Origin of the sequence: Roseimaritima multifibrata, from assembly GCF_007741495.1 — a bacterium.
In the GTDB taxonomy this organism is placed as follows: domain Bacteria; phylum Planctomycetota; class Planctomycetia; order Pirellulales; family Pirellulaceae; genus Roseimaritima; species Roseimaritima multifibrata.
Genome location: NZ_CP036262.1, coordinates 2,773,102 through 2,785,028, shown reverse-complemented (window position 1 = coordinate 2,785,028; position 11,927 = coordinate 2,773,102). Strand labels below are relative to the sequence as shown.

3 protein-coding genes are annotated in these 11,927 nt (G+C 56.0%); all 3 read right to left on the bottom strand.

The window, feature by feature from the left end; all coding sequences use genetic code 11:
* Position 1 precedes the first annotated feature (1 nt).
* The 3 genes from FF011L_RS10205 to FF011L_RS10195 all read right to left on the bottom strand — a co-directional run bounded on the left by FF011L_RS10205 (position 2) and on the right by FF011L_RS10195 (position 11,834).
* Positions 2 to 4,078, bottom strand: coding sequence for a hydantoinase B/oxoprolinase family protein (locus FF011L_RS10205; protein WP_145351582.1), 4,077 nt, complete (start codon positions 4,076 to 4,078; stop codon positions 2 to 4).
* The gene (locus tag FF011L_RS10200; protein WP_145351581.1) at positions 4,078 to 5,991 is read right to left on the bottom strand and encodes a PulJ/GspJ family protein; all 1,914 of its coding nucleotides are present in this window, start codon (positions 5,989 to 5,991) and stop codon (positions 4,078 to 4,080) included. The genes FF011L_RS10205 and FF011L_RS10200 overlap by 1 nt, the downstream gene beginning before the upstream one ends.
* Positions 5,992 to 6,155: 164 nt before the next feature.
* Complete coding sequence (locus tag FF011L_RS10195) at positions 6,156 to 11,834, bottom strand: hypothetical protein (RefSeq protein WP_145351580.1); 5,679 nt, start codon at positions 11,832 to 11,834, stop codon at positions 6,156 to 6,158.
* Positions 11,835 to 11,927 lie beyond the last annotated feature (93 nt).

Here is an 11,927-nt window from a genome sequence, read left to right as displayed (position 1 = left end):
TTCACTCCGTGTCTCCGTGTCCAAAACCTCCCCCTCCTGGGGTTTCGATTACCAGACGATCTCCCGGTTCTACTTGGCGGGTGACGGCTGGGGGCAGTTCTTCCTCTCCTGCTTTGGTTCTTAGGACTTGCTTTCCTGATTCGCCTGGTTCGCCTCCGTCTTGGCCGTAGGGGGCGGTGGTGCGTCGCGATGTGATCAAGGAAAGGGTTAACGGTTCTAGGAACTCTAATTCTCGGACCATTCCGTTGCCGCCTCGATGTTCTCCTTTGCCTCCGCTTCCTTGGCGGATTGCAAATTGCCATAACCGGACTGGCAGCCTTGATTCTAAGACTTCAGGGTCGGTCATCCTGGTGTTCGTCATGTGAGTATGAACGGCGTCCGCACCACGCTGCGATGCCGTCGCCCCGGCTCCACCACCGATCGTTTCGTAGTAGCCGAAATGATCGTTCCCCAACAGCAGATTGTTCATCGTCCCCTGCGACGCCGCGACACCGCCAATGGCTCCCAAGAGCACATCGACGACTCGGTTGCTGGTTTCGACATTCCCAGCGACAACCGCCGGACATTTTGCAGGGTCTTCGTCCGCCGGCGGATCCAATAGTCCTTCAGGAATTTTCAAATCGATACGCTGTAGCACGCCATCGCACAGCGGCAACTTGGTCGGTGATACGGATCTTAGAACGTACAGCACGGCGGACGTGACAATCGATGGCGTTGCGTTAAATCCATGAGGATGCACCTTCCCCGTTCCTTCAAAATCGATCGTCAACTTTGAACCATCCGCGTTCGGTTGCAGCGTCACCTGTAGCGGAGTCCCATCATCCAACTGATCGCGGAAGGATCGCCGCTCCGGTCCCAAAGAGGCGATCCAGTCGGCCGTTGCATTGCCGGCGACCGTTAACAATCGCTGAAGCAATTTGGTCAAAGTGCCAGGGGGAAGCGACGCGTTCAGTTGCTGAACCGCTTCGCTACCCGATCGTCCCGCCGCCTCGGCCGCCGCAATATCGGCCATGTTTTCGGCCACGTTTCTAGACGGATAAGGGCCGCTTCCCAGCAGCGTCTGCAATTCGTTGTGATGCGAAACTCCATTGCCGACCAAACAAAACGGACGGATCACAACCCCTTCTTGGCTTAAATTGGTTGCCGCCGGAGCCATCGACCCGGGGACCATTCCCCCGATCTCGGCATGGTGGCAGCGCGAGGCGACAAAGAAGTCAGCCACCCAGCCCGTCGGTCGCTTTGCATCTGACTGAGCACAGAATACGGGCGTGATCACCGTGACGTCCGGCAGGTGCGATCCGCCTGCGTAGGGGTCATTGGTGATGAAACAATCGCCCGCAACCATTTGCGGAAATTCAGTAATCATTCGCCGCACCGTATGCCCCATCGCCCCTAGGTGCACCGGCACATGAGGCGCGTTGGCGACAAGCGAGCCATCCCCTAAGAAAACGGCGCAACTGTAATCCCGTCGCTCTTTCACATTGATGCTAACACTTGTCCTGCGGATGACTTCACCCATCGCCTCCGCAATCGACTGGACACGTCGTGCAACAACTTCCATAGCGATTGCATCGTCGCTCGTTTCTTGCGTATCCGAAACCAAATCGGATGACGATTCCGAGACCGTCCGCTCCAATTGAATCCATCCCTCGGAGTCCACTTCGGCTCGCCAGCCAGATTCAACGATCAAGACCGAGTGGGGCCCCGACACAATTGCCGGTCCCGAGATAACTTGTCCCGGTTCAAGTTGCAAACGATCCCAAGTAGGCAGCGTTTCCGAATTAGCAGAGGGCGCACGTCCCAAATTCTTAGCGGCAGGGCGCGAGCCCTCCGGCCCCACTTCACTGGACGCTATGTCTTGTCCCGCGATCGAATTCGCATCACCCGCCTCTCCGCCAACGTCCGTGAGATTCGACTGCTGGCCGGAGGGCTTGCGCCCTGCCGCTAGGTTGTTTGCGCTCGTTGACTCCTCTCCATTCACTCGTTCCTTTAACGTTGCTTCACAACGTATGGCGATCGTTTCGATTTCCATTTCGGGACGATCGTACCCAAATGTCTTCGCATGCAACTGGTCAAACCTTGCCGCTAAGCGGTCCAGCGGATCGACAGCAACGGGAAGACTCGCTTGGGTTCCTACGTAACGAACATCCACCTCCACCGCCACTTCTGCCGCTGAGATTTCAGATGGACTGAGTGACTCTGCTGAGGCAAAACCTTCCAGCGTCCGCGATCGCAACGCGTCACTTGTCTGCTGCAGGTTCCTAATCGCACTCGAATCCGTTATCCGTGTTGCCTGCGAATCGCCTGAACCGGGTGAAACCTTGTTGGCGATTTTCTGCTCTAAAGCCAAAGTCAAAATTTTGCCTAGCGGAGCGGCTCCGATCCCGACGGCGGAAAGCAACCCCGATTCGGGATGGTCGACGATCGACGTGATTTCCAAGGCATCGGCCACACGGCACAGATGCCCTCCAGCCGCTCCTCCGAATCCGACCAGCGTCATCTGTCGCACATCACTTCCTGCGGCGGTGGTCACCACTCGAACCGCCTCGGCCATTTCCGTGATCGCGATTTGCAGAAAACCAGCCGCCAACGCCTGCGAATCCAACGTGCTGTCGTTTGGCAATGCCTGGGCGACGCGCTGCAAAGCTTGTTCGGCTGCGGGGATATCAAGCGGAAAGGGAAAGCGATCGATTGGCAATCTTCCCAGCAGCAGATTGACATCGGTGATGGTTAACGGTCCGCCTCGGCCGTAGCAGGCTGGACCCGGCGCCGCTCCGGCGCTCTCGGGTCCGACAATCAACCGACCGTCTCGGACGGAGCAAATCGATCCACCGCCGGCGGCAATCGTGTGGATATCCATCATGGGCGTCAGCACGCGTACGCCGGCCAACTGACTTTCTTGACGCCGTCCTATCGATCCCTCATAGCGACTGACGTCGGTACTGGTTCCCCCCATATCCAGGCCGACCGCCCCACGGGCGCCAACTCGGTCGGCGATCCTAGCCAATGCAACCACGCCACCTGCCGGCCCCGACAACAAGCTATCGACGCCTCGAAAAGCGGACGACGAAACCAAGTTGCCACCACTGGTCATCCAACGCAAATGGCAATTCGAAGGACCGCCAAACTGTTCCCAGACGCGATCGATATAGTCTTCCAAGATCGGCTGCAGGTAAGCATCCAATACCGTCGTTTCCGCACGCGGCACCAATTGAGGCAACGGAGCAACCGCACTGGAACGGACGACGCGCGCAAAACCACATCGCCGCGCGATCTGCTGAACGGTCCGCTCATGCAAATCATTGCGGTGGGAATTCATCAAGCAGATCGCCAACACATCCGGAGCATCCGGCGAAGCCGACAATTCGGAAAACTGGTTCGCTAGGGCCGCTTCATCAAGAGGCTGAATTTCCTTCCCTGCGGCGTCCAACCGCCCCGCGATTTCGAGAACACAATCGGTCAGCGGGATCGGTTTACAAATATCTAACGCGAACAGATCCGGTCGATCCTGCGTCCCGATGGAAAGCAGATCGCCGAAACCTGAATTGATAACCAGCCCGGTCTTGGCTCCCGAACGGGTCAGCAGTGCATTGGTGCCACGTGTCGTCCCCAGACGGACTCGAAGAGGCGACAGAGACTGCGAGAGCGGTACCTGCAACAGCAGGCGAGCCGCCAGCACAGGGGCCTCTAAGCGAGCGTCCAGCGTCAGCGACTGACCGGCGCCGAACCCTTCAGATTCCTCAGACGCCCCCTCAGTGCCATCGACCACGATTCGGAATTTTGTTTTCCCCGCCTGAGCCGACGGTTCCAGACGATCACAAACCGTCACCGTTCCCATTGCAGAGGCTTGCGGAGAAAAGACCTTGGCACCAATCCAGAATTGGTCACAGGTAAAGGCAGCAGGCATTTCCAGCAGCCAGGAATCACTGGCCAGCTGTTCCACCACGGTCGCCGACGCCAAGCCGCTGCTGAGGACTTTGATCGACTGGCGGTGCAAATGGTCCGGAGCGTCTGGATTGAGAACAAGACAATCCGTGAACGTTCCTCCGACGTCCGCCCAGACTTCAATCGACGACATTAATTTACGTACTCTTGAGTAACCATCAGCTCACGCAACAACCGTGTCGACTGGTCTTCGATACGGATCTTAATCTGAATCGCTCGCATCGGCGAGACATACGGAGCACTCGTTTCTCGCTCCCCTTCATCATCGATTCCAATGCCACCGCCAACGTCCAGACCATCGTTCCCCGTATCGGTGTTTGCCATCGTCGAATTGGTCGACCAGATCGTTCCTTCGCCTGTAGGGCTAACCTCTTGGTTAAACCCGTCGAATTCGTAGTTCTGAGCCCAGGTATCAAAACGAGGCTGATAGAAAGTCAAACCACCGGAACGCTGCACGTAAGCCCCCGATTTGCCCAGCGAATCCGGGAATCGCCAACCCGAACCGGGCCGACTGGTGTCGTAATTACTGAAGTGCGAATCACAGTAGGCATTCAGATTTGCGGTACCCGCTCCGGAAGAAGCTTGCACGGTCCCGGCCGCTTTATAGACGTAATCCAAATCAACAAAAGCTCCATTGCTTCCCAAGACGAAACTCCATGGCGACGTTGCGCTAAAGGCTCCGCTGGCTGCCGGGGAAGTACCTCGAATCGCAGTAAAAAAACCTGGATCCGAAGGGGTGAGAACAACGTCATCGCTTCCCAGTTCACCGTAACTTGCTGCCGTGTTCGAATACCCGGGAATCCCATCGGGTCCCGAATGGATCAACACGGGCGCCTCGGGGTCAAAGATCTTCACATCAAACGCGGTCAGATTGGACAAGACGACATCTTCACCCGCTCGCGATCCACGCAGCGAGTAGGCGGCGCTCAGGAAACCGCTGGTGGTTTCGATCGTGGTTCGCCCCGACAGCAAAGCGGCATTGTTGGTCAGGTAGGGAATACTTGCAGGCCCTGCCAAGTCCAAAATGGGCATCGATGTCATCGTGGTCGCGGTTCCGATACTGCTCATCACGCCGGTTCCACCAGGGATCCGCACATGGGCAAATCGGTTGTGCGGCATCGCAAGATCGCTTAGCGAATTGGCTGCAACCTGTCCGCCAGCCGCTGGCAACCCGTTGGCTTGCAGAGGACGGCGAATCGAAAGATCACAATCCTGATAGATTTCCAGCTGCTGGTCGTAGTTGCCTGGGTAGGTTTCGCCGTAGTAATACTGAGGCGCCCCGGTCGAAGCGATCGTCGATCCGTCGTAACGCCGCATCACCATCATCGTATTTACCGGCGACGGGCTGGTGCCAGGAACCGTTCCGACAACCGGCAGTAAACCGGCAGCGTTGTTCAGGTCGGGACGAATCAACAACACCCGTCGGTGCAGATTCATAAGGTCTGGCAGTCCGTCGGAATTCCGATCGACGACCACTCCAGCTTCCATCACAGGCTGAACCCAATAAATGATTTCGGCATACTTGGATTCGATCGGAACCAGCGCCGATGCCGCCATCGCTCCAGCGGGATAACGTCCAGGATAAGCACCCGAAACGACACCGTAGGGAACCACTCCCGTGAAATACTCTGATCCAGGAGCGACCGCGGTGAAAGCGATATAGTCATCGAAATCGCCGAACTTGCTCGTGCTTCGGTAATCGATAACCTGATCGTCCACCAACGCGATCCCGCCAGTCAACATCATCGTGGTCGCATCGGTCATCGGCCCATCGTGGTAAACGAAGTACCCCGAGCCATCGCCCGAAGCCAAAGGTGGCTGCATGTTGGCGGTTGCCAGCGAAAGCTCTTCCTTCAACCGAAACGTCACCGAGCGAAGCTTCGCACTCATTTCGACATTGGCGCGGCTGTCCTGCATCCCACGCCCAATCGACTGAAACATCCGGCCGAGGGCTGCCATCATCAAAAGGGTGACCGCCATTGCAATCAACATTTCAATCAGCGTAAACGCAGATCGTCCGTGACGGCGGCGAGATGGAAGGAACATGGTACGCACCAAAACAAAAGGAATAAATCGTTAGTATCACGCAGAACAATCGTTCCACCGCTTTTCATCACAACCCGACGCGTCAGCGAGGGATCGGCTAACACCGACAGCGGACTGGGATGCCCGGGCTGCTGCGCCCGATATTTAACATTGGGTTATCAAAATCAATTCAGTATTCGTGAAAACAGGATCGTATCTTTCACGTTGTGTTCTTTGCCGGGTTCACAGGCAACCGGTACCGAGCGATCGATAATGTAGAAGGCTCGATAACGTTTGTTCGTTCCTTGGTCCGCGTTGTATTCACCCAGCACATTGCCGGTCGCCGTATCGACTTCAAACATCGCCACCGTGACCCACATCGCAAACGTATTGGAGTTATTGGAAACCAAGTTCGGCAAGCGAGCAATTTCGTTCACTTGGAAATATGGGTGCCGCCCCGGAGTATCAGCCGCGGTAATACCATTTAGGGTGTCCGCAGGGTCGCGATAAAAGAGCGGTTCCTGAGGATCGGTGAACTGCTTCCGCGTCAGTTTTAACTGCTGCTCATCGCGACGCATCCGATCGGCAACCCCACCGTGAATCGTATTCAAGTCGGGAACCACGTGCCCCGTTTCGCCGGGCTGGAATGCACCGACGTACGGAGTCGGAAATTCAGGGTCCTGCCCTGGCACCAAGTTAAGCGTCGTTGTCGTCAACCGGCTTCCGGGCGCAGTCGCTGCGACCGGAGCAAACGAGCGACGAGAGTTAATAAATTCATCCCAGAACGCTCCGTTGGAGTACTCCCCGCTGTTCCGTGCCCGAGGCGCGAAGATCGATCGATAGACCTGTGGCGAAACAATCGTATTCAGATTGATTTTTCCGCGTAGGTCATCGGGACCAATCCAGTTAAACGGCGGCCCGTACAGCTCGTTGGTGTACAGCGTCACGTAGTTCTTAGGGACCGAATTGACCGTGGTTGCGGCCACCGGATCGGCAGCGCCAGCCGAATTCCAAGTCGACGACTTTGCGATCCAATTCGGAGTGATCAACTGTTCCAGTGCATCGTACGGTTGGGGCGTTTTGATCCAATCCAAAATCCGATGGACGTTGGGTGCATCCAATGCACCGCCGTCCGCATCGTCATGGGCAAAGTAATTCAAGAACGATCCATAGGACCCTGCCCATGTTTCAGGATTCCCGTTCGAATAGGGGTCCGTAACCGGTCCACCAGGCTTTTTCGTTGGGAAGTAACATTCGACACCCAATCGACCTGGCGCTGAGGAGGGGACGTACATGATTTCATAGGGAGACGCAAACGGTCGGTCGAGCCAAGGAATCCATGGGAACGCCGCTTGATCAGGAACGCCCAAGAACCGAACTCGACTGTCATCGCTCCAGCGGCGACCGAAGGAGTGATTCAAATACCCAACGGTCGTTGCATGCGTCGTGAAGTTACCGCCACTGTTGATATCCCCTGATGGATCGACATGAACATCGTAGGGGAAAATAGCGGTTCCGCCCGAACGCGTCGCATCGACGGGTTCTACTGTGTTGGACGAGTACAAGTGGTTGGTCGGCGTCGCGTCGAACGCGACGGCCATGCTCGGATCATTTGGCAATCCGCTCTTGTACCGAGACCCCAATTGAATCGGCAAACCGGCGATTGCGATCCCTGCATCGCTATACGGATTGGGATCGTCCGCATCGACGTGGCGAGGCTCTCCCATAGCGTCCGTTTCAATCGTTTCAGGCTGCTCACCATTAAAGACCGTCAGGTCCATAGGCATCCAGTCAACCGTGATGTATGGGTTGGTATTGGCATCGTATGCCTGGGTTGGGTCGGCCAGACGCTGCAGAAATGCGGTCCGAAAATTCGTCCGTGTCCCAGTCTTCTGACCATCGGGATTTTCCGGGGTTCCGCCTTCCAAAGGTCGACCGGCAACCTTATCAAATGGCGTGTCGAGTGCTGTTGAATAACTATCAAAGGGGAAAGCAGCATCTAACTGATCGTCAGGCTGAGGATAATATCCAGGGTTTCCGCCAGCCGGAGCGATAGCAACCGGTTCGGAAATATTAAATCCGATCTCTGGCGGGTTGGCAGCGGTCCAGTGGCTGGGAGGATTCGCTTGAGCGATGATCCCCACGATCGGCCGAATCGAAGGATTGGTTTCGCCGGCAAAATCGGGAGTTAACCGAGTGTCCGCGATATTGAACATTCGGATCGATTCATGATCCATTTCAATACGCTGTTTCGACTGGTAATTCACGACGGAACTGGTATCCAGTGCCGCGTCCGCTCCCAGATAAGTGACGTTCCGGGGTCCGATCACTGCATACTGTCCACCCATCAGGAATGGATTCGATCCCGTATAGGTACCAGAAGCAATACGGTTCCAGTAAATCCGTTCCGCAGGCGAATCAGGAGGCAGCGTGCCACCGATCGCCGTTGGATCTGAATTTCCCATCCAGACCACGCGATCGACCGAGATATCACGAGTCGTATCAAACGGGTCCATGTGCAATCCCGATGCCCCCTGTGGGGTCTGGAAAGCAGCCGTTTTCAACAGGTCCGCATCGTCCAAGTATTCCAGTGGCGTTTCAACCGGGGTCTCTCCCTTGGTTTGGACGCGGCCGATTGCGACGCGGAAAACCGGATTTCCATCAGGCCCCGTTGCCGCAAGGTTCAACGCGGTCTCGGTTCCTACGGTTTGGTAAAGTTCGCTTCGCGGTGCGATCCCCTGCGGATTCGGAGCCGTGAAGCTTGTTGGAGCCGCAGGCGCCGCGGGGGTTCGCGGATTGTAGATTTCGATATAGCTGCTCCCCTGTGGGATGCGGTGCTGGTCCAGGTCATCATCAGGCATCGCCCCCCAATCGCTGCCCGCTTGAAAGGAAGCGCCACCGGCGGGGGTGTCTTTAGCCCGGCGATCATGGAATGCCAGTCCTTCAGTCAACAACAGCTCAGGGGTTTCCATCCCGTAAACCACTTTGGTTGTCGGGTTGCCAGGAGTAATATCCCAGCCGTCGTAGGGACGTGTGTCATAGGAAAACCGAGTCATGATGCCATCGGGATCGCGGAAATCGACTACGTTCACCGCCCACTGGGCGACTCGCCATGCAGCGAAGTCTTGATCAAACTGAGGTTGCGCGATTCCGCCAGGTGCGGTTGGAGTATCGGGGAATCGATAGACCTGATTGGTGTTTTTGTCGTACAACAGAATCATCATCAAGTTGTACAGATCCTTGGCCAATCGTTGACGGCCGCCGTTCTGACCAATGTTCAAAGGAGCGATCGATTCATCCGCCTCGCGGCTGAAATCTCCTCCGTTCGTCACCCAGGATGACCCAGCGTAAACCTGTTCGCCGTTGTCCACTTCTACTGGATCATCGACAACACCGTCACCGTCGTCGTCGATCCCATTGCCAAACCAACGGTTCAGATCCATTTTCATTCCCAAGCGAATGTCCGCTGGAACGATCTGCTCAAAACGAGTGATCTCTGCGTTCGAATAAGGAGGCGTCCCAAATCCTAACGCTTCGATCAACCGCTGAACCGGATGGCCGATGAATGGATTAGCGGGTGGTGGCGGAGTCGAACCCTCGCGATATGCAAGCGGCGACGTCCCTTCGATCTCGGTTCGCATCTTATAAGACGCCTGCGTCGGGATCTGGTCATCCGATGAAGAGATCGTCGTGACGTAGCGCTGAGGATCGACAGCAGGCGAAGACTTCTGTTGGTTGTAAGCGCCAACCAAACGGCGATTGAGCTGGTTTTGATCCCAGTCCCAATTGCGAAGCATCGCTTCCAATTCGGCCAACGTATATTTGGTGTCGCCACGCAGCACCCCGTTCATCATCGTCTCATACGGGTCATTGATCAATTCGTTGGCATCACTTGTCGAATCGCCATTCAAATCAAGCAAGTTGGTTAGGCCTGAGAACAGCGGTGCCCCGGTGGGGTCAACCGCAACACTACCACGGCCCCAAACATCCATCGGCAAACCAAACGAATTGACCATCGTATGACTGGCCGGATAATGGGCGCGACGAAGAACGCCGATCGGTTCGTCACTAGAGACGGAAAGCCCAGGGAAACCATTTCCATACCGTCCGCGTACCAAACTTAAAGCCGGCGGAGTCGCTGCCGTGACTCCACCTGTGTACAACACACGCGGATCGATTTCAGCCGGTCCATATCCGATCCCGGCAGGTTGAATGACGGTCACAGGGTTCGCGGTCTCCAGAGCGGCTCCCGTTCCCAGCGGAGGACGAGCATACATACTGGAAATACTGCGAGCCGTATTGTTTGTGGTGTTGTATCCCAGAACCGAATTTACCAACGTCGCCAAACTTCCGGCGGTGTTCACGTTCACACGACCACTAAGGTCTTCGATTCGGTAGGCCGGCATCGGCTGGACCAAAGTCCCATCGGGAAGCGTGATCCGTGGAAGTCCCGCGTCGATAAAGACACTGTCGTTGATTCCATTGCCGTTATTGTCAACATCCCAAGGACCATCAACCAGTGCTTCCGCGAGGGCCAAAACCCCAGCGGCCGTCGGTGCCGAATAATTGATGGTCGTCGAAAACGCCGCATGGTTCTCGGCGCCACCATCGAACACGGCATAACGATTGCCTCCGCCGTATTCAGGGGCCCCGGAAATCGGCAGCGGACGCATGGTTGAACGAATCAACATGCTAAGGATTAACTGTAAGCGTTCCGGATTACTGGACTCCATGTCGTCAAGCGACTGGTTGAAATACGCCGTTACGTAGTTGACCAGCGCTGGACGGACGAAGGATGGTGACTGTGGACCAAGTGCCAACGATTCAGGAAAGTGAGCCAGATACATATCCCGGTAATCCGGAACATCAAAGGGTTCATCAGGATCACCAAACGGAAGTGGATCCCCGTTGGCCGCCGTTGGAATGTAGTAGCTTGCGTAATTGGGGAGCAAATTCAAAGGGACATCAATATTCTCACTACCCGCCGTGATTGTTTGATAGTTAGACAGACTTCCCGTTGTGTCGTTCCAACCGTACCCGTACCCATTTCGGACTCGGCCATTGATCACAAAATCCAGGCCAACATCATCCGTAGCAAGCGCTGCCGCCGACGTTACCGTTCCGCCGCCTCCCCACACACCGTTGGCCCCTTTGCCGTACAGCAAAGCCCCCACGGCCGAGACATCTGGCGTCGCAGTGTTCGGCACCATCCAGGTCGCTAGGTCACGGGTCAGCCCTTCATGGGTAATCAGCGTTTCAAGATGAGGCCCCGCATCCAAGATAAGAATGCGATCCAGGAAACGACGGTTATCGGTAAAACTGGAGCGGTTGGCGTAGGAGCGAACGATCCGAAAGGTCATGTTCTTCAACGGACCTTCGGTCATCGTGAAATAACGCCCTGTCAGGATGTCATCGACAGGCAATGGAAGATTGGTCTGAACCCGCAAGAAGCGGTAGTTCGTCCGGTCGTTGGCGGGAACGCCAGTGACGTAACTGAGGGCTCCCGGAGTGCCCGAAGTACGGCCTGATCCGTCATCCAAAAAGTTAGCTGCATTTCGCAAATTGCCGGTGATCACATCGTTGCCATACCGATCCTCCAGAATCGACTGCCCGAACCATGCCGACGAATTGTCTTGACTACCACTAAGCGCCAACACGCTGGCTCGATCCAAAAGATCTTCTGGCGCAACCGCACGCGTCGTCCGCTGCCCGATCGAAACCGAAGCAAGCTTCGCCTGGCTGGTAAAGATGACATAGGTGGCTGTCAATAAACTAAACAGCGCCAACATGCCCAAAACCAACAGCAAGACAACGCCGGAGCGTCGCTGACCGCAGGAGTTCGAAAATCGGGGAGAAGTCTTCATCGAAAAAACCTCGTTGGACGGGAAGGTCCGCTAGGAACATTTTCTGAAAGCCGCAAACAATCGAACGCGGCCGTCAGTTTCGGTTCCGGGTAG